Raw genomic sequence first — 22,699 nt, 5'->3', positions numbered from 1 at the left:
CGACTCCGTGCGACAGGACATCCCATGCTGCAGCCATTTGCGTCATCAGAGCCGTTCACGATTGGCGTCGAACTCGAAGTTCAGGTCGTCAACACTCACGACTACAACCTGACCAAGGCGACCACGGAGCTGCTGAATCGCGTAAAGGAAGAGAGCTTCGCGGGGGCGATCAACCCGGAGACGACCGAAGGGATGATCGAGTTGTCGACCGGCATCTGCAAGGACTTCGATCAGGCGCGCAGCGAATTGCAGGTGCTGCGCGATACGCTCGTTCGGGCAGCGGACTTTCTGAACGTCGGCGTGTGCGGCGGAGGCACGAACTTCTTCCAGAACTGGTACGACCAACGCTCCGACGGGCGCGAGCGCTCGGAATACCTCATGGGTTTGTATGGAGCGCTGTACCAGCAGTTCACGATCTTCGGCCAGCACGTGCATGTGGGCTGTCCCGATCCCGATTCGGCGCTCGTTCTATTGCACTCGCTTTCGCGCTACGTCCCGCACTTCATCGCGCTCGCGGCTTCTTCGCCATTCGTGCAGGGCAGCGATACGCAGTTTCAATGTGCGCGGCTCAATTCTGTCGCGCCATTTCCCCTGGCAGGGCAAGCGCCTTTCATGACGAGCTGGTCCGAATTCGAAGAGTACTTCGATCGCATGACGAACACGGGCCTCGTCAAAAGCCTGAAAGACTTCTACTGGGACATTCGTCCGAGCCCGGGTTACGGCACGATCGAAGTACGCGTGATGGACACGCCGCTGCGTGTCGAATGGGCTGCGGCGATTGCCGCTTATATTCAGGCGCTCGCACGCTATCTGCTGATCGACAAGCCTGTGCGCCTCAGCGAGCGGGACTATGAAGTGTATCGAACCAATCGCTTCATGGCCTGCCGCTTCGGACTCGACGGCACCTGCGTGAATCCGCATACCGGGCAGCGCGATACGATCCGGGGCGAGATTCTTGCGACGCTCGACGCAATCGCGAGCCATGCGAAAGTGCTGGGCGCGGAGGAAGGTCTCGACATCGTCAGGCGTACCGTGACATCCGGCTTGAGCGATGCCATGTGGTTGCGCCGAATCTACGGTGCGCACGATTCACTGCATGAAGTCGTGCGTCAGCAGTGCCGCGTATGGCGTGGCGCGCAGGCGCTCGAATAGGCTTCCCGCACGCCACGTTTCGCATCCGCAATCACATCAGATTGCCCCACTCGTAGTCCACCCTGTCCGGCCGCAGCCGAAACATTCCCGCGCCGGGCGTGAACGTCAGTTCACCGAAATAGATTGCGTCATTCGAATCGTAGAGATCGACACGCACGAATTCGAAATCGCTGGCCAGCGTGCGCGCAACCGATAGCAGCGCGTCCAGTTTCTCCGGCCGCGGATCCGGCGTTACACTGCGCTTGTAGTGGCCCATCGAGATGTCGAGACGGTTCCAGTCAGCGTCGTAGATATCGCCGCGCGGAGATTCGCCGAAGCGGTCCGAGATCACGAGGATGAAGATTTTCGGGTCGCCCGACTGCTTATTGAAGACATGAAACTTCAGATCGGGTGGAACCTTTCCATCCGGTTCGACAAGAAGCGCCTCGAAGAAAATGCGCCGCTCGATGGTGCGGTAATGCCGCTCACGTGCGATCGCATAGAAGTCGGTCGACAGCCAGCTTTGCGCCAGCGCATCGAGTTTTTCGAACGTCGTGGTGCTCTTGTCCTTGACGAGATGCACGAAGCCGCTGCCGTGATTCGCCTTCATGACGAACGCCGGCGGCAGCGCATCGAAAACATCTCTGGTGAAATCCGACGGCTCGGCGACGAGCGGTACGAGATACTCGCTGCCGATCTTATCGGCAACATATTCTCGAACCTTCAGCTTGTCGGTAAGGTCGCCAAAGCGCGGATCGGGTTCGAGGCAGCGTCGAAGAATCTTTTCATTGAATGTCGTCGGATGGCGCATCTTCGGAAAGCGCCCGATCCTGCGACGATGATAAATGCTCAAATACAGGTTGTCGGGCAACCAGTCCCGTACGCTGTGGATCAGCGCCTTTGAGAGAGTCATGCACTCGCCTCCAAATTTCCTTACACGTCAGACGAAATCGCTCCCGCCCATGCTTCGGTTGCGCCTTGAGCGTACCGCGTTTATCGAGGCGTTGTTTGCTGAAGGACGACACTTCGATCACAACCTTGATTTTCTGCTTAAGCGCCGACCCGCCGTATGTACGCGACCGCACACACTTGCAAACGGCGTTACCTGAACTCGTATCCAACGGTAGTTTTGCTTGCGACTACGACACATCGACGCTACATTGCCTCTGCCGGCGAAACAGATGGCCGGACCGGTTTCTCTCTTTCGATGAATCGCTGAGCTTCATCGGCGTGCGCCGACCAATACGCATCCGGTCATTCAACCGCACGCCGCAGCGACAGGCGTCAACACTTGCGTCAATCGCATCGGTACCGTCTCGACGGGCAAGCGTCTTCTTGCGCCGGAGCGGATCGCGATGCTTCCGATGCCGGATGCACGCCACGCATGCATCGCGCATGCGCCCGCAGTGCAGCCCGCAGCACCTTCAGAAATCCATCCAAGGGGCGGAGTCGACACATGCTCAAAGAGAAACATATGCATACGCGCTGGATCGCCGGCGCACTCTCGGGCGCAGCGCTTGCATTGCTTGCCGCTTGCGGCGGTGGTGGCGGCGACAGTACTTCGAGCAACGGCTCGAGTTCGCCCGCAAACTCGGGCGATACCGGCGCGAGCGCACCGGCGCCGGCATCGACGCCGACAACGCCCACCACACCGACGCTCGCCGCGGCCACCGCCGTCCTCGACGGCGCGACGCTCGGCACCGCGCAATGGAACGACGGCTCGACATCCTCCGGCGGCACTGGCCAGGCGGTCAGTAACCTCACCTGCACGGTGGCAGGTAACAAGTATAGCTACGCGCATCTGTCGATCTATCAGGACGGCAAGCAGCTCGCGTTGCCGGCGAACATCGGCAGCGTGGCGCCGACCATGGCGCTGCAGCGGGGCTGTGTCTATCCGGTCCACACGGTCGATGCGTCGGGCAAGATTCGCATGGACGTGACGTCGAACGGCACGTACACGCTGGGTCAATTCTTCGCCGTATGGGGTCAGCCGCTCAGCACCACCAACGTGGCAGGCATCACCGGCACGGTGACCGCCTGGGTCAACACGGGCGGCACGCTCACGAAATACACCGGCGATCTCGCGAGCCTCGCGCTGCCGCAGCACGGCGAAGTGACGCTCGTCATCGGAACGCCGCCGGCCCAGATCGCTACATATACATGGACCGATCCGCCGCCGTTCACATCGACCGTCACCACGCTCTCTTTCGGCGGCGTCGTGGGTAGCGCGTTCTGGGCGGACGGCATGACGGCGACAGGCGCCACGGGCGCGCCGGTGGATGGCGTGATCTGCGCGGCGGGCATGGCCGAAACCTTCCACGTGCACTCGCATGTCGCCATCTTCAAGGACGGCCAGTGGCTCGCGTTCCCGAAGAACGTCGGCATCTTGTCGCAGTGCAACTACGAGATGCATACGCATGACAATACCGGCATCATCCATATCGAAACACCGAACGTGAAGACGTTCACGCTCGGCCAGGTTTTCGATATCTGGGGACAGCCGCTATCGAGTACGAACGTCGCGGGTATCACGGGCAATATCGTGGTGTATATCAACGATAACGGCGATGTCCGTCGATATATGGGCGACCCGCGCAACATCGTGCTGACTTCGCTGCGGGACATCACGTTCCAGATCGGCACGCCGTTGCCGTCGCTTCCGACGTACTCCTGGTACGAACCGCAGTAACTTCGCGGACGAACGCCGCGGCGCGAGCCGCGGCGTTTTTCATTTTTCGCGAACCTCTATCGTGCTTCAGGCATCCTCGTCAGTCGTTTCTCCCGAGACTGCGCACGCTCACGGCAGGACCCGCGATGTCTGTGCGGTACTGCATTGAACGATGGTGCGCAAACTGTTATGTTTTCTGCAGCGTAGTCTCTGCGAGCGGATTCACGATGCGCACGCCTTCTCTATCCGCAGCAGAAATGCGCTCGCGCGAGTACCTGTCATGGCAGAGATGAGCACGGTACGACATTGCGTCGCCGGGCGCTGCTGCTCAATGCATCGACACGACGTCGAGTGATCTCACGTCGAGTATGATGATTTAACTTTATGCCTCGATTCACAGGGTTTTCTGTCGTGTCCTCGACTGTTGCACCCTGATAGCACTTCGCACCGCCGTGTTTCTGAATAGGCCTTTCCAAGGAGACTTCGACGTCGTGAAGATACTGATCGCGAACACCCTCTACTTTCCGGATGAACCCGGAGGCGCCGAGATATCGACGCGGCTTCTCGCCGAGGGCCTGGTCAGGGCGGGCATCGAAGTCTGCGTGGTCTGCGCGACAGGCACGGGCGCCGACCGTGTCGACGATGTGAACGGCGTGAAGGTGTATCGGCTACGTTCGGTCAATCTTTACTGGCCGCATGTGCGAGAGAAGCACGGCCGCGTCGCGAAGCTCATCTGGCACGCCATCGATGTATATAACGTCATCATGTCGCGCAAGCTGTCCAGCATCATCGCGCGCGAAAAGCCGGACGTCATCAGCACCAGCAACCTGTCTTGCCTCTCCGTCGATATCTGGCGGCTCGCACGCAATGCCGGCGTGCCGATCGTGCATACGGCGCGCGACTATTATCTGATGTGTCCGACGGCCATCATGTTCTCTCACGACAAGCCGTGCCAGCGGCAGTGCGGCGTCTGCGCGGTGTATGCGCAGCCCAAGCGCGTCGCGTCGGCGCGCGTCGCGGCCGCCGTGGGCGTCAGCCGCTTCGTGCTGCAAAAGCACCTGGAAAGCGGCTACTTTTCACGCGCGGCACGCACGGCGGTCATCTACAACGCCTGCGAGTCGAACGAAGATTCGAGCTTGCCGCAACGCACGCGCCGTTATCGCGGTGGTCCGGTGCGGCTCGGCCTGCTCGGGCGGGTGTCGAAAGAGAAAGGGCTGGAAGTGCTGCTCGAGCAACTGCTCGGCGACGACACGCTGCAATGGACGCTCGCCGTCGGCGGCCACGCGGATGCGGACTATCTCAGTGCGATCAAGGCGAAGTACGACGACCCGCGCATCGAGTATCTCGGCCGTGTGAACCCCGATGAATTCTTCAATGGCATCGATATTCTCGTGGTGCCATCGATCTGGAACGAACCGTTCGGTCGCGTGACGGTCGAAGCGTATTCGCACGGCGTGCCCGTCGTCGGTGCAAACACCGGCGGCATTCCCGAGGTCATCGAGCCGCGCACGAATCTGGTGTTCGACATGGCGCGTCCATCGACGATCATCGGCAAGTTGCATGAAGCGATTGCGCTGCTCGAAGACCCGGACGTACACGAGCGTCTGCGCGAATACGCCGGGCGCTTCAACGTGGATGCGATGGTCGATGCTTATCGGGCGCTATATGAAAGCGTGCTCACCGAGCAGGCCATTCCGCGCGTCGTATGCCCGTGAACCTCGCCTACTTTTGTCGAGGCCCATATCGTTTTTACAGGTAGCCGGATCGAAGTATTGATTCACCTGGAACCTGGAAAGTAAGCAGAAGCACGCAAATTGAAAAACTGCGATGCCTCAAGCTTCGATGGGGTAAACTGATCCGCACAGCTCGTAGCAAGTTTGATCAGTTCGCCCGGTCACATTCATATTGTTTTCGTTTGCCGACCGGATCGAGATGACGCGGCGCCAACTGTTAGCCGTCAGGCCATACGCAGGAATACAGGAGCCGCGACTCATGAAGGGACACACGACCCGTCGAATCATCGGGAAGCGCTCATCAGGCTGTGGCTTGCGCGAAGACCTTCAGACCGTCAAGCCGTCGGCCCGCATCGATCCGCATCTTCTTCATACGCCGTGAAAGTACTGATCGCGAACACGTTATATTTTCCAGACGAGGTCGGCGGCGCCGAAGTTGCGACGCGACTCCTTGCCGAAGGACTGGTCAAGGCCGGTGTAGAGGTGTGCGTAGTCTGCGCCACCGGCGTCGGCGAGGACCGCAGCGAGGAAGTCAACGGCGCGAAGGTCTACCGTCTTCGATCGAGCAATCTCTACTGGCCGCATGCTCCCGGCGAGCATTCCCGCGTCGCCAAACTGATATGGCACGCGATCGACGTACGCAACACGGCCATGTCACGAAAGCTCGCCGACATCATCAGGCGCGAGAAGCCGGACATCGTCAATACGGCCAATCTCTCCTGTCTTTCCGTCGATGCGTGGCGCGTCGCGAGCAACGCAGGCGTGCCGATCGTGCACACCATCCACGACTATTATCTGCTGTGCCCCACGGCGACCATGCTGACCGGCGGAAAGCCTTGCCCGAGTCAATGCGGCGTGTGCTCGCTGTACGCAAAGCCGAAGCAGCTCGCGTCCGCGCAGGTCAACGCGGCGATCGGCGTGAGCGGCTTCGTGTTGCAGAAGCATATCGAGAGCGGGTTTTTTTCGCGTGCCGCGAAAACCACCGTCATCAACAATTGCTATAAGCCGACCCTGGATTCAGCAGCGAAGCAGTATTCGAAGCGAGTCGAAAACGCGCCATTGAAACTCGGCATGCTCGGACGCGTGCTGCCCGAAAAAGGCCTCGAACTCCTGCTCGAACAACTGCTCGCGGATCAGACGCTCAACTGGACGCTCGCCGTCGGCGGAACCGGCGATCCGGACTACGTCGAAAGCATCAAGACGAAATATGCGGACCCGCGTGTCACTTTCCTTGGCCGGGTGGAGCCCTCCGATTTCCTGAGCGGTATCGATATTCTCGTGGTGCCGTCCGTGTGGAACGAACCGTTCGGGCTCGTCGTTCTCGAAGCGTACTCACACGGCGTGCCCGTCGTGGGGTCGAACCTGGGTGGCATCCCCGAGATCATCGAGCCGCAATCGAATCTCCTGTTCGACGTTGCCCGCCCCGAGACGATGATCGGCAAGATTCACGAAGCGAGCGCCTTGCTCGACGATCCCTCGGCACATGATCGGCTGCGCCAGCATGCCAGGAAGTTCAGCCACGACGCGATGATCAACGCGTACGTCGAATTGTACGAAGGGATGGTTTGCGTCGAAGAGCGAAAGCCGTCGATGGCGACGGGACGGGAAGCGAACTGAAGCCGGGTGGGTTAGAAGTCAGCGAGTCGGCCTTGCGAGGTCATCATGCGCAACTCCATGAACGCTGCTGTGAAGTGCGTGCTTGCAACGCTGCTGGCCGCGTTGGCCGTGGTGTTCGTGAATGCGCGCCTTCCGAATGAAGCGCACAGTGCAGTCCCGGCAAAGGTCAGCCGCACGACGATAGCCGAAGGCGACGTCATCACGCTGGTCGTCCACTCGGCTCCGGACTGCAAATATTGCGTGCGCTGGATGGGGCCTTTCGCGGGACAGGGACACTTCAAATCCTGGGCGCGCACGCATCCCGGCGCGCAGCTTTTCATCGTCGAGCGCGCATCGATTGCCAGCAACGAGACGCCGGACGATTATCCTCAGGCCCTTCGCTGGCTGTCGGAGCGAAATCGAAAAGAGCAGCGCCTGCATCCGGGCACGCCGATGTTCGAGGTCTTCGTCGCGCAAAATCTAATCGTTCGGTCCTATGGTCTGGATTCGTGGGACGACGAGGTGTTTCCCGCGATCAAGGACCTCGATGCCCGGCGGTCGCATCTCGGCGCGAGTCGCTGATCCCTTTCGAATGCGCGTCGAGCAATTGCAGATGACGTGCTTCGGTCTCGTCATCGGCGGGAAACATGCACTCCAGACGCAGCTCCTGTGTCGCGACGTTCTGCGGTGCGCCCACGGTCGTGACCATCGAGAAATAGCGAAGCACCGCGCCCTCGCTGACGAAGCCGATCGGAATGACCGGCATAGTGGGCGCGGCGGATCGCCCGTGATGGGTGTTCCAGTCGCGCGGCACATCCGGATAGGCGAGTAGTTCGTCGAGCAGAAGCCGGGTGCCGCCATCGACCATATGGCCGACCGATTCCCGATACACCCGTTGCAGCAGGCTTCGCGAGACGGTTTCCCAATCGGCCACGAAGGGGCGCATCCCTCGCGGATCGAAGATCAGATGCAGCATGTTGCGCGGGCCTTCACGCGAAGCCATGTCGATGAAACAGCCGAAGAAGCGCGGCGCGGCGTCGTTCGTCATGAGGACGTTCCAGTGGCGATCCATCACGATCGCCGGAAACGGTTCATGCTGGCGAACGACGCGTTCCAGCGCGCGCACGACGCCGTGCATCTCCTGCGCGTTCCACGGCGCCTCCGAATACATCGGCGCATAGCCCGCCGCGAGCAACAGCGCGTTGCGCTCGCGCAGCGGCACATCGAGCGTCTGCGCCAGCGTCAGCAACGTATCCCGCCCCGGCACGCTGCGTCCGCTTTCGATGAAGCTGATCTGACGTTGCGAGACGCCGGCCTCCAGCGACAGACCGAGCTGGCTCATGCCCCGCACATCGCGCCAGTAGCGCAACAGATCACCGAGTTCGCCCGGCGGAGCATTCGGATCGGGACGCATGGCGTTCATCGGATCTCCGGTATCGGTTGTGAAGGGACACTCAGGCTATCGGCGCATGCCAGACGAACGCTTCGAACTGCGTCTCGAGCGGCGGGCGCGTCACGCTGCTGGTGTAGTTCGTGATCGTCGATGCCGCCACCACCGCAATCACTTCCAGTATCTGCGCGGCATCGAAACCCGCTTCGAGAAAACGTCGCTGGTCCGACTCGTCCAGACGGCCGCGCTTGCCGATCAATGCACGCGCCAATGCCGACAGCGCGGCCAGTTTGGCATCGCCGGGCAAGACGCCTCGACGGATCGCCTCGACGTCTCCGCGATGCACGCCCTCCTTCAGCGCGAGCGCCGTATGAAACGCGACCGGCCATTCGCTCGCGTTCGCGACCGCGTTCGTCAACAGCACGGTCTGAATCTGCGGCTCGGTCAGACTACTCGCATGCACGCGCTGGAATACGCCGATGAAAGCGTCGATCAGCACCGGCGATGCGGCCATTGTGCCCGCGACGTTCGGGATCAGGCCGAACGCCTGCTGCAATTGCTGGAGCACGGGCCGCGATTGCGCGGGCGCGGATTCGATCGTGTGAACGGGATAGTTGAGCATGGTATCTCCTGGCAGTAACGCGCAACCGGAACGGAGGCGCGAAAGCCATAGAGTAGGAGCGCTCGTGCATTGCGCCAATTACATCGCATGTAATCGACTTGCGGGCCGGGTCGGGAGTCGCTTCGCGACTGCGCTGTAGAACACCGAGGCTTCGAGAGGCAGGGTATCGGACAGGGCTATGGGGACGCGCCCGACGTGCTGGCCGGGCTTTGGAAAGACATCATGTCTCGATCGGCGCCGGCCGGCAGCGTGGATGCGGACGCCTTTACGCCTTGTCGTAGATCGAACTGCCCAGCGTCAATGTCGTCCCGCCCGTCGATCCGAAACGGATTTCATAGAGATCGCGGCCGAAGTTTCCGGGCACCTTCACCGACATGCCGCCGCGATCGTCCGCGAGCGGCACGAAGAGCTGATAGCGAAGGTCTTCGTTGCCGTACAGGACATAGCCCGCCAGTTCGGGCAACGTGGTGAGGAAGGCCGGCGGATTGCCCAGGATGACGATCGGTACGGCCGTCGGCGAATCGTTCGTCAAGGTCCACTGTGTGCCCGCGCGCTGCTGCCACGCGGCGTCGAGTGGCGCCAGCGGCGCGAGTTGCTGCCCGATCGGCAGCGTGAGATAGGCGTAGCCCGCGCCCGGCACGACGCGCTTCATCACATAGCGATAACTGAACGCGTTGCCCTCGCCATCGGTTCCCGACACGACCGTGAAACGATAGGACGCGGCATCGCTGTTGCTCCACCACCATCCGTCGCTGCGGTACTGGTATGTGCCGACCTGCGTCCACGCGCGCGTGGGGCCGTTCCACTTATTCAGTTGCAGGCTGCCGTCGGGATTGGCGATCACCTGCAGCGGGGAATCGGAGTTGCCGTAGATGCCGCCGGCATTCGCGATGCCCGGCGCCGACGCGGCCGGCGGCGCCGTCGTGCTGACCTTGGCCGGGAGCGACGCGATCGTGCCGTCCTCCTTCAGCGCGGACAGGACGAGCGATTCCGCCAGCTTGCGCGCATCGTAGCCCGAGTTGCCGGTCACCATCAGCGCAAGTTGCGCCTGCGGCACGACGAAAAATTCGCTCGAATAGAACGCGGTCCCGCCGTCCTTTTCCCATCCGAGGATGCCCGCGGCCTGAAGCGCGGGCTGCTGGACCGAGTCCCAGCCGAGACCCCAGCGCCATTCGGGCGATGGGTTGATCAAGAGTCCCGTCGACTGGTCCGTGCCCATCTCCGCGATGCCCGCCGCGGACACCACGCGTTGGCCCTGAAACATGCCGCCGCCGATGATCATCTGCGCGAGATTCATCATGTCGCCGGGCGTCGAGCTCAGCCCGCCGGTCGCGTACGCATTGACGAACTCCTGGTACTGCGTGCCATTTGCGAACGGATAGGAAAACGAACCGCCGTTCGGCACGGCCGTGAGATAGCTGGAGTTCGTCATCTTCAGCGGCGCGAGAATGTTCGCTTCGACGAAGCTCGCAAAGCTTTGCCCGGTCATCGCGAGGACGATCTGCTCGACCATCGTGAAGCCGTCGTTGCAATACACGGCGAGTTCGCCCGGCAGATGCTTGAGATGTGTGTTCGCGAGTTCGGCTTGTGTGTCGGCCGCGTAACCGGGAACCGGCGCGAAGGTGAAGAGGTTGCGCGAATTGGTGCCGGGCAATCCCGACGAGTGCGACAGCAGATGACGCGTGGTGATCTTCGCGTACTCGGGGGACAGCATCGTGAACGTCGGCAGGTATCGGACGATCGGCGTATCGAGCGTGATGAGTCCGCGATCCTGAAGAATCGCAGCCGCGAGCGCCGCAAAGAGCTTGCTGACCGAGCCGATGTTAAAGCGCGTCTGGATCGTCGCCTGGGTCTGGCTCGGCACCGACGACACGCCGAACGCCTGCTGCCAGAACACGTTGCCGCCCTTGAGCATGGCGACGGAAATTGCGGCGACCGGTTGCGCCGGGTCCGCGATCATCTGCTGGATGGACTGTTGGCCCATCGCGACCGTTTGGGGATACGGCTGCGAGTCGGAGTGATCGCTGCCGCAGCCCGGAAGGATCGTCGCCAGCATGCCGGCGCCGGCCGCGCCGAGAAATTGCCGTCGGCCCGCGCTGGGCGCACGGGGGCTGAAGCTCGTACGGTTGGATCGGGACACGACGGCTCTCCTTGTTGTTTTTCGCAGGGGCGTGTTTTTGTGCGGCTCGGTCCTTTCGCGGTGGATTATAGGCATGAAATTGCGCGGCGACTCATCGCTTGATCGAAAGTCGATGCTGCCTTCACTCCTTTTTAAGAGACCGCTAACTTAGCTTCGACTTCCATTAGCTCAACGAAACCTGTCAATTCAGCAATATGAAGATAGGTAAAAGTAACCTACCTGAGAATCATTCTCATTTATATTGACGAGAATAAACGTCCAACGTACGATTCGATTCAAGCCATTCAGGACTCAAGTCGCAACGCCGCATTAATTCAATTTTCCTGATCAATGCGATCGACAAGAAAATAACAATTAGGAGTTCAATGAAAATCGACCGATCCGCATATCGGCATCGACGAACCGGGCGTGCGGCGTCCGCGCGGTCCGTCATGCCCGCGGCCAGATGCCTGACCGTAGCCACGGCGCTGATGTTGAACGCTCTCGCCGGCAGCGCGTTCGCGGCCACCAGTCCCGATGCCGCGCCGGAAGCGCCCGAAGCCGACCTTCAGATTCAGGCGCAGCCGTCCAACTTCTGGACCGGCTTCTGGACACGCGAAACCATGCTCGGCGACATGGGCGGCTTGCGCCCGTGGCTCGGCAAATACGGCGTCACGTTCCAGTTGACTGAGACGAGCGAGTACCTCGCGAACGTGCGCGGCGGCCTCGGTCGCGGCGGCGCATACGATGGCCTCACCACGGCGACGGTAGGCATCGATACGCAGAAGGCGTTCGGCCTGCCCGGCGGCCAGTTCAATGTCAGCGCGCTGCAGATTCACGGCACCAATCTGAGCACGCGCTATCTCGGCACGTTGAACACGGCGAGCGGAATCGAAGCGGAAGCCACCACGCGGCTGTGGGAGTTGTGGTATCAGCAGTCGTTCCTGGACAAGCGTGTCGATATCAAGATCGGTCAGCAAAGTATCGATCAGGAATTCATCACGAGTCAGTATTCCGCCACCTTCATCAACACGATGTTCGGCTGGCCCGCCCTGCCCTCGTACGACATGCCTTCAGGCGGACCCGCTTATCCGCTTTCCGCGCTCGGTGTGCGCGTGCGCGGTCAGATCACGCCGCAACTCACCGCGCTCGCGGGCGTGTTCGACGGCGATCCGCTCGGCAATAACCCGGACAATCTGCACGGCACCAACTTCAATCTGCACAACGGCACGCTGTTCATCGGCGAACTGCAATATGCGATCAACCAGCCGTCGGACGGCGAGATGGTCGGCATGAACAGCAACAAGCTGCCGGGCACTTACAAGCTGGGCGTCTGGTACAACAACAACCGCTTCGACGATCAGCGTTTCGACAACACCGGCTTGTCGCTGGCCAATCCCGCGTCGACGGGCGTGCCGCAATCGCATCACGGCAATTACAGCTTCTATGCCGTCGCGGATCAAATGATCTGGCGTCCCGATCCCGACGAACCGCGCAGCATCGGCGTGTTCACGCGGCTGATGGGCGCGCCGGGCGATCGCAATCTGGTGAGCTTCGCGGCGAACGCGGGCATCGTCATGAAAGCGCCTTTCAAAGGACGCGATGACGACAGCGTGGGTCTCGCGGTCACCTACATCAAGGTCGGCAATCACGTGCACGATCTCGATCTCGATTACCGCAACTTCCTCAACTCGCCGTATGGCGTGAGGACGCAGGAAACCACCATCGAAGCGACGTACATCTATCAGGTCACGCCGTGGTGGACCATGCAGGCCGATGCGCAATATACGTTCAACGCGGGCGCAGGCCAGAATCCGAACGATCCGACGCAGCCGCTGCGCAACACCTTCGTGATCGGCGTGCGGGCGAACCTCACGTTCTAAGCCCAAATCGACGCGCGACATTCCACGACCCAAGCGAAGCATTCAGATCATGACGGCCACTCAAAACACGCGCGCAGCATTCTCTTCGACGCGACGCATGCTCCTCGCGTTCGCGACGGTCATCGCCGCCAGCCTTCTTCCATGCGCGGCGCACGCCGAGCCGCAAGGCTTCCTCGAAACGCTGCACCATAACACGACGCTCATCAACACGGTGCCGGACAACGGCGACCAGAATCCGTATGCGATCTTCGTCGCGCCGGTGTCGGCGGGGACGATAAAGAAGGGCGACGTGCTCATCGACAACTTCAACAACGCGGCCAATCTGCAGGGCACGGGCAGCACCATCGTCAACTATCACCCCGACACGAAAGAGATGACGCTGTTCGCGCAGATTCCGCGCGATCTGAAAGAGTGCCCGGGCGGCGTCGGCCTCTCGACGGCGATGACCATGCTCAAGTCGGGCTGGGTGATCGTCGGCAGCACGCCCAGCAACGACGGCACCACCGGCACCAAAGGCGCGGGCTGTCTCGTCGTGCTCGATTCGAGCGGCAAGATCGCGAAGGTGTGGTCGAGCCCGAACATCAACGATCCGTGGGGCAACATGGCCGTGGACGACAACGGCACGAGCGCGACGCTCTTCATCAGCATGGCGGGCTTCGGCGTGGGTAGCGCCGAAGGCAAGCCGCCCGTGTTCAAGCAGGCCACCGTGCTGCGGCTTGATCTCGACATTCCCGAGGGACAGCCGCCGGTCATCAGGAAGGAAACCGTGGTCGGCAGCGGCTTCGGCGCGCAGGCCGACAAGGGCGTGTTCCTCGTCGGCCCGACCGGGCTCGCGCTTTCGGCGGACAAGAAGCTGCTGTATGTATCGGATGCGATCGGCAACCGCATCAACGAAATCGATGACCCGCTGACGCGCGACACCAGCGCGGGCGTCGGCCGGCAGTTGACCGCCGACGGCCTGCTGCATCGTCCGCTCGCGATGGTCACCGCGCCCAACGGCCATCTGCTCGTGACCAACGCGCTCAATGGCCAGGTGGTCGAAATCATTCCCGAAAGCGGCAAGCAGCTTTATGCGCGCTGGATCGACACCGACAAGGCGCAAAGCCCTCCGGGCAACGGCGACCTGTTCGGCATCGCGATGACGCCGGAAGGCGACGGGTTCTATTACGTGCAGGACGATGTCAACACGCTCGTCATCGCGAAGTGACGGGCGGGCACGCGAGGGAAGGCAGCATCATGAACGACGATCAATCGACGCCACGCCGTCCGGGCCGGCGAGGTTTTCTGAAAGCGGGCGCGGCGGCGGGACTCGCGTCCGGTGCGGGCGTCGCGCGGGCCGCACTCACGCGCACGCCCGCCGACGACGCGCAACGGCAAACCGAGCCGTTCTACGGCGCGCATCAGGCGGGCATCGTGACGCCGCAGCAGAGCCACACGTACATGGCGGCGTTCGACGTGAAGACCGACAATCGCGACGAACTCGTGTCGTTGCTGCGCGCATGGACGATCGCCGCGGCGCGCATGACGCGCGGTGACACGGCCGCCGCGCTGAACACGCCCGACGACAAGTCCGCGCCCGACTCCGCCGATGTGCTGGGCCTCGGCGCATCGGCGCTGACGATCACGTTCGGCTTCGGGCCGGGCCTCTTCAAGACGAGCGACGGAAAGGATCGCTTCGGTCTCGCATCGAAGCGTCCCGCCGCGCTCGTCGATCTGCCGCGCTTCAATGGCGATCAGCTCATCCCCGAGAAGACCGGCGGCGATCTGATGATCCAGGCCTGCGCGAACGATGCGCAGGTCGCGTTTCACGCGGTGCGGCAACTCGCGCGCATGGGCACGATCGCGAACGTGACGACGATCCGCTGGGGTCAGGCCGGATTTCTGTCGGGCCCGAAGGGACAGACGCCGCGTAATCTGATGGGCTTCAAGGACGGCACCAACAATCCGGCCACTGCGCAGCCGCCGCTCATCAATCAGTTCGTCTGGGCCGACGGCGCCGACGCGCCGTGGATGAAAGGCGGCACGTACACCGTGGTGCGCCGAATCCGCATCACGCTGGAGCACTGGGACACGATGGAGCTGGGCTTTCAGGAGCAGGTCTTCGGACGCCACAAGTACAGCGGCGCGCCCATCGGCAAGAAGAACGAATTCGATGCGGTCGATCTCGACGCCGCCGACAAGGACGGCAATCCGACGATCGCGGAAAACTCGCACGTGCGGCTGTCGAACCACCAGAGCAACAGCGGCATGCAGATCCTGCGCCGCTCGTACTCATACAACGACGGCACCAATTTCTATATCGAGCGCTGGCCGCCGTGGCGGCAGGAAACCGAATACGACGCGGGGCTGATCTTCATCGCGCATCAGTCGGACCCGCGCACGGGCTTCATTCCGATCAACGCGAAGCTCGCGAAGTTCGACATGATGAACCAGTTCACCACGCATGTCGGCAGCGCGATTTTCGCGGTGCCGCCGGGCGCGAAGGAAGGCTCGTATATCGGCGCGCAGTTGTTCGAGGCCTGAAGACAGTCACAGGCCCGTGCATAAAAACATAACGTCAAGAGGAACAGGCTCCATGGCTCAATCTCGGTTCGGCATATGGCGGCAGTTGCCGCAAGTGGTGATGTTGACGCTGTCGATCGCGGTGAGCGCGCACGCGGCGTCGATCGTCGTGTACAACGCGCAGCACGAGCAGGTCATGAACATGCTCGCGAAAGACTTCGAGCAGCAGACCGGCATCGGCGTGAAGATTCGCAACGGCGAAGGGCCGGCGCTCGCGGCGCAGCTCGTCGCGGAAGGCGCGAATACGCCAGCGGACGTGTACTTCACCGAGAATTCGCCGGAGCTCATGTTGCTGGAAGAGAAAAGCCTCCTCGCCAAAGTCGATCCGGCGACGCTCTCGATCATTCCCGCGCGCTACAACTCGCCGACCGGACAATGGGTCGGCGTCACCGCGCGCGAGAGCGTGCTCGCCTACAACACGGGCAAGATCCAGCCATCGCAACTGCCGCCATCGCTCTTCGATCTCGCGAAGCCCGAATGGAAGGGCAAGGTCGGCATCGCGCCGAGCGACGCGGATTTTTTGCCGCTGGTGAGCGCGGTGCTCGCGTTGAAGGGTCAGGAACAGACGCTGCAATGGCTCAAGGGCCTGAAGACGAACGCACAGATCTTCGACGACGACGAAGGCGTGGTCGCGGCCGTCAATCGCGGCGGCGTGACGACCGGCATCATCAACAACTATTACTGGGCGCGCCTGCATGCCGAACTCGGCGACAAGGCCACACGCAGCGCGATCTATCACTACGGCAACGGCGATGTCGGCGGGCTCGTCAACGTGTCGGGGGCGGCGATCATGAAGAGCGCCCATAACGTCGAAGGCGCGCAGCAGTTCCTCAAGTATCTCGTCAGCGAACGCGCGCAGGCGCTGATGGCGAAAAGCCGCGTGAGCTACGAATATCCGCTGCTCGCGGGCGTCGCACCCGATCCGCTGCTCAAACCGTTCGACCAGTTGCAGCCGCCCACACTCACACTCGAACAACTCGGCGACGACAGTCAGGCAGGCAAGCTTCTGCGTCAGGCCGGGCTGATCTGAAGCCGGTGAGCGAATTGATCGAGCCGGGCGAAGCGGTCGCGGCACTGGAGCCGTCCGCGGACGGCGCGCTCCTTCGGACGACGAAGCGAGCGCCGCGTGTCTTGCTCGCGTGCGCATCGCTCGCCGCGCTGCTCGTGCTGGCGCCGCTCGCGTTCACGTTCTGGCGCGCGAGCGCGAACGGACTCGATGACGCAATCGAACTGCTGTTTCGCCCGCTCGTCGGCGAGTTGCTGCTCAACACGCTGTGGATCACGCTCGGCGCGACAATCACATCGGCGGTGATCGGCACGGCGGCGGCTTGGTTCATCGAGCGCACGCGTCTGCCCGGACGACGCATCTGGGCGATGCTCGCCGCCGCGCCGCTCGCGATGCCCGCTTTCGTATCGAGTTACGCGTGGGTATCGATCAGCCTCGACCTGCAGGACTTCGCGGGTGCGTTGCTCGTGATTACGTCGGCATACTTTCCGCTCGTTTACCTGCCTGTCGCCGCGGCCTTGCGCGGCATGGATCCAGCACTGGAGGAAAGCGCGCGGTCGCTCGGTTGCGGTCGATGGGCCGTGTTCGCACGCGTGGTGTTGCCGCAATTGCGGCCCGCGCTGCTCGGCGGCATGCTGCTCGTCGCGCTCGGCGTGCTGTCGGAGTTCGGCGCGTTTCAGATGCTGCGTTATCGCACGTTCACGACGGAAATCTACGCGGAGTACCGCACGAGTTTCGACGGCGGCGGCGCGTCGCTCGTCGCGTGCGTTTTGTTGCTGCTGTGTCTGATCGTGCTCGCGCTCGAATTCCGGCTGCGCGGACGCGCGCGTTACGAACGCGTCGATCGCGGCGCGCGCCGCGCGGCGCTGCGTTACGAACTCGGACGATGGCGCTGGCCGGTCGTCGGGGGCTTCGCCGCGCTCGTCGTCGTCACGCTCGGCGTGCCGCTCGGCATGATCGCGTTCTGGCTCACGCAGGAAGGCGCGGCGGCCGTCACGCCTGCGGAGGTATCGCCGAAACTGTTGTTCGATGCGACGATGTCTTCCGTCGGCTTCGGCCTGCTCGCGGCGGTCTTCACCGTGGTTCTTTCGTTTCCGCTCGCGCTCTTGCTCGTGCGCTATCCCGGACGCATCGCGACGGCGATGGAGCGCGTCGTCTTTCTCGCCCAAGGCGTGCCGGGACTCGTGATCGCACTGGCGATCGTGTCGCTCGCGGTGCGCGCGTTGCAACCGCTGTATCAGGGCGTGACGCTGCTGATCGCCGCTTACGCGATTCTCTTTCTGCCACTCGCGCTCGTCAGCGTGCGCGCCGCGCTGATGCAGGCGCAACCGCGTCTGGAAGACACCGCGCGCTCGCTCGGCCTCGACGTCACGCAGACCTTTCTGCGCGTGATGCTGCCGCTCGCCGGTCCGGGCTTCGGCGCGGCGGCGGCGATGGTCTTCATCTCCGTTGTCACGGAACTGAACGCCACGCTGCTGCTTGCGCCACTCGACACCCACACGCTCGCGACGCAAGTCTGGTCCGATACATCGACGCTCGCATTCGCCGCCGCCGCGCCCTATGCGGCCTTGCTGACGCTCATCTCGTTCTGCGCGTCGGGCCTGCTTTTCGTATTGCTCGGACGCTCCGCGCTGCTCGATCCTCGACATTCAGCCAACCCATGAGCGAACTTCGCGTGCAGGGTCTGCGCAAGGCCTTCGACGACCATCCCGTGCTGCATGGCGTCGATCTCACTGTTTCGCGGGGCACGCTTTTCGCGCTGCTCGGCCCGTCCGGGAGCGGCAAGACGACGCTGCTGCGACTCTTGTGCGGCTTCGAGCGCGCGGATGGCGGCATCATCGAAATCGACGGCCGTCGGGTGGACGGCCTCGGCTCGTTCGTGCCGACGGAGCATCGGCGCATCGGTTATGTGCCGCAGGAAGGCGCGCTGTTTCCGCATCTGTCGGTGGCGGAAAACATCGTGTTCGGGCTGCCGCGTGGCGAGCGCCGTGCGCATCATCGGGTGGCGGAGTTGCTGGCGCTGGTCGGATTGCCGCTCGACTACGCACAGCGTGCGCCGCAACAGCTTTCCGGCGGGCAGCAGCAACGCGTCGCGCTGGCGCGGGCGCTCGCGCCGTCGCCCGGACTGATCCTGCTCGACGAACCGTTTTCTTCGCTCGATGCAGCCTTGCGGATCGAGACGCGCAAAGCCGTCGCGGGTGCGCTGGCGCAAACCGGTACGACCGCCGTGCTCGTCACGCACGATCAGGCGGAGGCGCTCTCGCTGGGACAGCAGGTCGCTGTGCTCTGGAACGGCAGGCTCGTGCAGAACGCGTCCGCGGAGGAGATCTATCGACGGCCGGCGACGCGCGAACTGGCGTCATTCGTCGGCGACGCGGTGCTGCTGCGCGGCATCGCCAATGGCAATTTCGCGAGCTGCGCGCTCGGCAGGCTTCCGCTTTCGAGTCCTGTCGCGACAGGCCCGGTCGATGTGATGATCCGGCCCGAACAGATTCGCCTCGCCGCGGAAACGTCGCCCGCGTCGCGCGAGGCGATCGTGATCGACGTCGGCTTCAATGGCCGCGACGCGCTCGTCACGCTCAGGCTGAAACATGGGGAAGAGTGCACGGTCGTAGCCTGCGTGCCGGGATTTCGTGCGCCGCGTATCGACGAGCAAGTCCATATATCGGTCGAAGGCGATGCGGTGGCTTATCGCCTATCGCGCGATTTCTGACCAATTTGCCCTGCGAATGAAAATGAGTCTCGTTGTGGGCCTGTTGTCGCTCAGCGTCTATTCTGATTGGGTAGCCACGTGATCAGGCAGGAGACGGTATGCAAGGCGATCCGAAAGTGATTGACTACCTCAACGCCGAACTGAAGAACGAACTGACGGCCGTGCACCAGTATCTTCTTCACGGGCGCCTCTACAAGCACTGGGGTTTCGAAGAGCTCGGCGCGCACGAATACAACGAGTCGATGGATGAGTTGACGCATGCGGACAAGCTGATCGAGCGCATCCTCATGCTCGACGGCATGCCCAATTTGCAGGATCTGCACCCGCTATCCATCGGCAGTCACACGCTCGAAGCACTCCAGAACGATCTCAAGCTCGAGATGGCGGCTCAGGCGCAATGCAAGGAGGGCATCGTCTATTGCGAGTCGGTGCGGGACTTCGTGTCGAGAGAAATCCTGGTCGAACTTCTCGACGCCACCGAGGATCACATCGACTGGCTGGAGATTCAGATCGGCCTCATCGACAAGATCGGCATCCAGAATTATCAGCAGTCTGCCATTCACAAGGTCGTGTGATCACGCGCCGGCGCTTTCCCTGCTGACACGACGAACGGCCTGCGGTGGCTGCCCGGTCGTGCGCAGGAACGCCCGTCTCATTCGCTCCCGATCCGAGAAACCGACTTCGTCCGCTATCACGTCTAGCGACAGACGCCCTTTCTCCAGCAACAATCTCGCGGCTTCCACACGCAGATGTTCAACTGCCTTTGCAGGCGATTGCCCCGTCTCGGCGCTGAACGCGCGACTGAACTGGCGCGGGCTCAGGCTCGCTACATCGGCTAGCTCCTCGACGGTCAAAGGATTGCGCAGATTGGCGCTCGCGTAGTCGATGGCTTTCTGGATGCGGTCCGATTTCGGTTCGAGGTCCAGCAGAGTCGAGAACTGCGACTGCCCGCCGGCGCGCCGATGATAGACGACGAGCTTGCGCGCGACCGCACGCGAAACGTCCTGGCCGTGATCCTTTTCGATCATCGCGAGCGCCATGTCGATCGTGGCGGTCATGCCTGCCGAGGTCCAGATCGGCCCGTCGACAATGAAAATCTGGTCCTCTTCGACAGCGATCCTGGGAAAGCGGCGCTGCAGTTCGTTGGCGAAACGCCAGTGGGTCGTTGCGCGGCGGCCGTCGAGAACCCCTGCTTCCGCCAGGATGAAAGCGCCGGTGCATGGAGCCGCGATTCGTCGCGACGTGCTCAGCGAGCGCCTGACGAACGCAGTCAACGCGGCCGACTTCGTATCGATTTCGACGCCCGAGCTGAACATCACCGTGTCGAATGCGGCATCGCCGAACGCTTGCGTTTCCACGCGCACGCCCGCCGAAGACAGGACGAGCCCGCCCTGTTCGGACAGAACAGTCACGCCATAGGCAGGCTCGCCCAAAACGGCGTTGGCCAGCTCGAAGGCGGTCACCGCCGCGAATCCCAGCAGATAGAAGTTCGGGAAGACCACAAAGCCGATCGTGTGCATCGCGTGCCGCTCGTCATGTCCTAAATCGATTGTATATATGACATTTGAGACACGGTCAACGCCGATTATGCTTTTTCCACGAGCCGTTGCCGCGGGTGAAAGCGGACCGGACGACCGAACCTCAACCGTGCCTCAGAAAAAACTCTCGTATGGATCGTCGATTACTGATACTGGCAACGGGCATGTTCGCGATGGGCACCGACAACTTTGTCGTCGCCGGCATTCTTCCAGACGTCGCCGCGTCACTGCATACGTCCATCGGCCTCGCCGGGCTGATGGTGACCTTCTACGCGTTGACCTACGCGGTGGCCGCGCCCGTGATGGCGGCCGTCACCGGCAACTGGCCGCGCAAGCTTCTGCTGATTTCGGCGCTGGGCATCTTTGTCGTCGGCAACGCGGTCAGCGCCCTGGCCGCCGATTTGCAGTGGGTTCTCTTCGCCCGCGCGCTGGCCGGATTCGGCGCCGCGCTATTCTCGCCGACCGCATTGGGCGTTGCTTCGGCGGTTGCAGCGCCCGAAAGACGCGGTCGCGCGCTGGCGACGGTTACCGCCGGTTTGACGGCAGCAACCGCGCTCGGCTCGCCGATGGGCACGTTCATCGGCGGATTCGGAAGCTGGAGGATGACGCTGTGGTTCGTCACCGCGCTCGGGATTGTCGCGATGATCGGCGTTTGGGCGATGCTGCCATCGGTTGCGCGGCCGGCATCGGTCAGATTGCAAGAGCGACTGGCGCCTGTCCGCGATGTGCGTATCGCGCTCACCTTGCTCACGTCGCTATTCGCGTTCGGCGGATTCCTGATGGTCTACACGTATGCGGGTGTCGTGCTGGAGCGCGTGACGCACGGCGATGAAAGCGTTCTCGCAGGCCTGTTTTTGCTGTGGGGCGTAGCGGCGACGGCCGGTAACCTGCTATCCGGCCGCCTCGTGGACCGGTTCGAGAGTCGCACGCTGATCAATGCGATGCTGTGGATCGCCGTCATCAATTTTTGTGCTTTGCCGTGGACTTCGGCACACGCATTCGGTGCGGCGATAGCACTCGTTATATGGGGCGTATGCGGATGGGGGCTTCTCGTTCCACAACAGCATCGTCTCGTGCAGATCTCGCCGCATATCGCGCCGCTGGTGCTCGCGCTGAATAACACCGCTACGTATGTCGGACTCGCGTGTTCGGGCTTGCTGGGCGGGGCGTTGATTCCGAGAATCGGCGGACAGTATCTGAGCCTGATCGCTGCTGCGCTGATTGCAATGGCTTTCGTTTTCGCCGAGGCTGCGCATCGTTATATGCGGCGACCAGTCATTCGGCATCGCGAATCGGTCAACATGCGGACGACCATTGAATGAGATCTATGAAACGGCCCATAAACGCAAAAACCCCACCTTTTCGGGGTGGGGTTTTTGTTTTCGGCATGAGGAGCCTGACGATTACCTACTTTCACACGGGCGATCCGCACTATCATCGGCGTGGAGTCGTTTCACGGTCCTGTTCGGGATGGGAAGGGGTGGTACCGACTCGCTATGGTCATCAGGCATGACTTGTTGTTGTATCGCCTGTGGGGCGCTACAACCAATCTGGGAAGAAGCGGTAAAGAATTCGGGTGGTGACTGTGCACACACGCTTTGCTCAACCAGTACTACCCCCTACGGGGGCGAGATGCTCGTAAGTGCTGAAGCACTGACGATCATCGCGAAACACACTGGTTATAGGATCAAGCCTTACGGGCAATTAGTATCAGTTAGCTCAATGCATTACTGCACTT

At 62.2% G+C, this 22,699-nt stretch carries 18 protein-coding genes and 1 rRNA gene; 13 read left to right on the top strand and 6 right to left on the bottom strand.

Features of this window, described 5'->3' with window-relative positions; translation table 11 throughout:
- Window positions 1–24 precede the first annotated feature (24 nt).
- The gene (locus IAG25_RS00100) at window positions 25–1,152 is read left to right on the top strand and encodes a YbdK family carboxylate-amine ligase (RefSeq protein ID WP_187602953.1); all 1,128 of its coding nucleotides are present in this window, start codon (window positions 25–27) and stop codon (window positions 1,150–1,152) included.
- Between the two features lie 31 nt (window positions 1,153–1,183).
- Here IAG25_RS00100 and IAG25_RS00095 read toward each other — a convergent pair whose 3' ends face one another.
- The gene (locus IAG25_RS00095; protein WP_187602952.1) at window positions 1,184–2,044 is read right to left on the bottom strand and encodes an ATP-grasp fold amidoligase family protein; all 861 of its coding nucleotides are present in this window, start codon (window positions 2,042–2,044) and stop codon (window positions 1,184–1,186) included.
- A 543-nt stretch (window positions 2,045–2,587) separates the two neighbouring features.
- On the opposite strand from IAG25_RS00095, the gene IAG25_RS00090 reads away from it, so the two are divergent.
- From IAG25_RS00090 to IAG25_RS00075, 4 genes are all read left to right on the top strand, one after another.
- Window positions 2,588–3,820 carry a hypothetical protein gene (locus IAG25_RS00090; RefSeq protein ID WP_187602950.1) on the top strand — a complete coding sequence of 411 codons (1,233 nt, stop codon included), beginning with the start codon at window positions 2,588–2,590 and terminating at the stop codon, window positions 3,818–3,820.
- Window positions 3,821–4,290: 470 nt separating this feature from the next.
- The gene (locus IAG25_RS00085) at window positions 4,291–5,514 is read left to right on the top strand and encodes a glycosyltransferase family 4 protein (protein ID WP_187602948.1); all 1,224 of its coding nucleotides are present in this window, start codon (window positions 4,291–4,293) and stop codon (window positions 5,512–5,514) included.
- 396 nt (window positions 5,515–5,910) lie between these two features.
- Window positions 5,911–7,149, top strand: a complete 1,239-nt coding sequence (locus tag IAG25_RS00080; protein WP_187602937.1) for a glycosyltransferase family 4 protein — start codon at window positions 5,911–5,913, stop codon at window positions 7,147–7,149.
- Between the two features lie 45 nt (window positions 7,150–7,194).
- Window positions 7,195–7,710 (top strand): hypothetical protein, encoded by a 516-nt coding sequence (locus IAG25_RS00075; protein ID WP_187602935.1) that lies wholly within the window; start codon window positions 7,195–7,197, stop codon window positions 7,708–7,710.
- Here the strand turns inward: IAG25_RS00075 and IAG25_RS00070 are convergent.
- The 3 genes from IAG25_RS00070 to IAG25_RS00060 form a co-directional block, all read right to left on the bottom strand.
- Entirely contained in the window at window positions 7,664–8,551 is an 888-nt protein-coding gene (locus IAG25_RS00070) for a helix-turn-helix domain-containing protein (RefSeq protein ID WP_187602933.1), read from the bottom strand. The two genes, IAG25_RS00075 and IAG25_RS00070, sit on opposite strands and share 47 nt — an antisense overlap.
- A 31-nt stretch (window positions 8,552–8,582) precedes the next feature.
- Window positions 8,583–9,140 (bottom strand): carboxymuconolactone decarboxylase family protein, encoded by a 558-nt coding sequence (locus IAG25_RS00065; RefSeq protein WP_187602932.1) that lies wholly within the window; start codon window positions 9,138–9,140, stop codon window positions 8,583–8,585.
- 265 nt (window positions 9,141–9,405) lie between these two features.
- Window positions 9,406–11,196 carry a serine hydrolase domain-containing protein gene (locus IAG25_RS00060; RefSeq protein ID WP_250487575.1) on the bottom strand — a complete coding sequence of 597 codons (1,791 nt, stop codon included), beginning with the start codon at window positions 11,194–11,196 and terminating at the stop codon, window positions 9,406–9,408.
- 554 nt (window positions 11,197–11,750) lie between these two features.
- Here IAG25_RS00060 and IAG25_RS00055 point away from each other — a divergent pair.
- The 7 genes from IAG25_RS00055 (at window position 11,751) to bfr (ending at window position 19,998) form a co-directional block, all read left to right on the top strand.
- Window positions 11,751–13,142 carry a carbohydrate porin gene (locus IAG25_RS00055; RefSeq protein WP_375336496.1) on the top strand — a complete coding sequence of 464 codons (1,392 nt, stop codon included), beginning with the start codon at window positions 11,751–11,753 and terminating at the stop codon, window positions 13,140–13,142.
- 97 nt (window positions 13,143–13,239) lie between these two features.
- Window positions 13,240–14,349 (top strand): hypothetical protein, encoded by a 1,110-nt coding sequence (locus IAG25_RS00050; protein WP_187603679.1) that lies wholly within the window; start codon window positions 13,240–13,242, stop codon window positions 14,347–14,349.
- Window positions 14,350–14,378: 29 nt separating this feature from the next.
- Entirely contained in the window at window positions 14,379–15,665 is a 1,287-nt protein-coding gene (gene efeB / locus IAG25_RS00045) for an iron uptake transporter deferrochelatase/peroxidase subunit (protein ID WP_187602928.1), read from the top strand.
- A 100-nt stretch (window positions 15,666–15,765) separates the two neighbouring features.
- The gene (locus tag IAG25_RS00040; protein ID WP_255503506.1) at window positions 15,766–16,734 is read left to right on the top strand and encodes an iron ABC transporter substrate-binding protein; all 969 of its coding nucleotides are present in this window, start codon (window positions 15,766–15,768) and stop codon (window positions 16,732–16,734) included.
- Window positions 16,735–16,748: 14 nt separating this feature from the next.
- Window positions 16,749–18,374 (top strand): ABC transporter permease, encoded by a 1,626-nt coding sequence (locus tag IAG25_RS00035; RefSeq protein ID WP_375336495.1) that lies wholly within the window; start codon window positions 16,749–16,751, stop codon window positions 18,372–18,374.
- Complete coding sequence (locus IAG25_RS00030) at window positions 18,371–19,423, top strand: ABC transporter ATP-binding protein (RefSeq protein ID WP_187602924.1); 1,053 nt, start codon at window positions 18,371–18,373, stop codon at window positions 19,421–19,423. Before IAG25_RS00035 ends, IAG25_RS00030 begins: the two co-directional genes overlap by 4 nt.
- A gap of 98 nt (window positions 19,424–19,521) precedes the next feature.
- Window positions 19,522–19,998 carry a bacterioferritin gene (gene bfr / locus IAG25_RS00025; RefSeq protein ID WP_187602919.1) on the top strand — a complete coding sequence of 159 codons (477 nt, stop codon included), beginning with the start codon at window positions 19,522–19,524 and terminating at the stop codon, window positions 19,996–19,998.
- On the opposite strand, the gene IAG25_RS00020 is transcribed toward bfr, so the two are convergent.
- Window positions 19,999–20,943 carry a GlxA family transcriptional regulator gene (locus IAG25_RS00020; protein WP_187602918.1) on the bottom strand — a complete coding sequence of 315 codons (945 nt, stop codon included), beginning with the start codon at window positions 20,941–20,943 and terminating at the stop codon, window positions 19,999–20,001.
- Between the two features lie 149 nt (window positions 20,944–21,092).
- Between IAG25_RS00020 and IAG25_RS00015 the strand changes: the two genes are divergently transcribed.
- Window positions 21,093–22,283 carry an MFS transporter gene (locus IAG25_RS00015; RefSeq protein WP_187602917.1) on the top strand — a complete coding sequence of 397 codons (1,191 nt, stop codon included), beginning with the start codon at window positions 21,093–21,095 and terminating at the stop codon, window positions 22,281–22,283.
- A 72-nt stretch (window positions 22,284–22,355) separates the two neighbouring features.
- Here IAG25_RS00015 and rrf read toward each other — a convergent pair.
- A 5S ribosomal RNA gene (gene rrf, locus IAG25_RS00010) occupies window positions 22,356–22,469 on the bottom strand.
- Window positions 22,470–22,699 lie beyond the last annotated feature (230 nt).

Origin of the sequence: Caballeronia sp. EK (assembly GCF_014384845.1) — a bacterium.
In the GTDB taxonomy this organism is placed as follows: domain Bacteria; phylum Pseudomonadota; class Gammaproteobacteria; order Burkholderiales; family Burkholderiaceae; genus Caballeronia; species Caballeronia jiangsuensis.
This window is presented reverse-complemented; position numbering and strand designations above follow the sequence as displayed.

What these genes read in the sequence shown, in the direction of transcription:
- IAG25_RS00050 (WP_187603679.1), top strand. Translation starts at nt 13,240, where the DNA reads ATGCTCCTCGCGTTCGCGACGGTCATCGCCGCCAGCCTTCTTCCATGC.
- IAG25_RS00055 (WP_375336496.1), top strand. Translation starts at nt 11,751, where the DNA reads ATGTTGAACGCTCTCGCCGGCAGCGCGTTCGCGGCCACCAGTCCCGAT.
- IAG25_RS00070 (WP_187602933.1), bottom strand. Translation starts at nt 8,551, where the DNA reads ATGAACGCCATGCGTCCCGATCCGAATGCTCCGCCGGGCGAACTCGGT.
- IAG25_RS00015 (WP_187602917.1), top strand. Translation starts at nt 21,093, where the DNA reads ATGGATCGTCGATTACTGATACTGGCAACGGGCATGTTCGCGATGGGC.
- IAG25_RS00065 (WP_187602932.1), bottom strand. Translation starts at nt 9,140, where the DNA reads ATGCTCAACTATCCCGTTCACACGATCGAATCCGCGCCCGCGCAATCG.
- IAG25_RS00030 (WP_187602924.1), top strand. Translation starts at nt 18,371, where the DNA reads ATGAGCGAACTTCGCGTGCAGGGTCTGCGCAAGGCCTTCGACGACCAT.
- efeB (WP_187602928.1), top strand. Translation starts at nt 14,379, where the DNA reads ATGAACGACGATCAATCGACGCCACGCCGTCCGGGCCGGCGAGGTTTT.
- IAG25_RS00020 (WP_187602918.1), bottom strand. Translation starts at nt 20,943, where the DNA reads ATGCACACGATCGGCTTTGTGGTCTTCCCGAACTTCTATCTGCTGGGA.
- IAG25_RS00040 (WP_255503506.1), top strand. Translation starts at nt 15,766, where the DNA reads ATGTTGACGCTGTCGATCGCGGTGAGCGCGCACGCGGCGTCGATCGTC.
- IAG25_RS00095 (WP_187602952.1), bottom strand. Translation starts at nt 2,044, where the DNA reads ATGACTCTCTCAAAGGCGCTGATCCACAGCGTACGGGACTGGTTGCCC.
- IAG25_RS00075 (WP_187602935.1), top strand. Translation starts at nt 7,195, where the DNA reads ATGCGCAACTCCATGAACGCTGCTGTGAAGTGCGTGCTTGCAACGCTG.
- bfr (WP_187602919.1), top strand. Translation starts at nt 19,522, where the DNA reads ATGCAAGGCGATCCGAAAGTGATTGACTACCTCAACGCCGAACTGAAG.
- IAG25_RS00090 (WP_187602950.1), top strand. Translation starts at nt 2,588, where the DNA reads ATGCTCAAAGAGAAACATATGCATACGCGCTGGATCGCCGGCGCACTC.
- IAG25_RS00060 (WP_250487575.1), bottom strand. Translation starts at nt 11,196, where the DNA reads ATGCTGGCGACGATCCTTCCGGGCTGCGGCAGCGATCACTCCGACTCG.
- IAG25_RS00100 (WP_187602953.1), top strand. Translation starts at nt 25, where the DNA reads ATGCTGCAGCCATTTGCGTCATCAGAGCCGTTCACGATTGGCGTCGAA.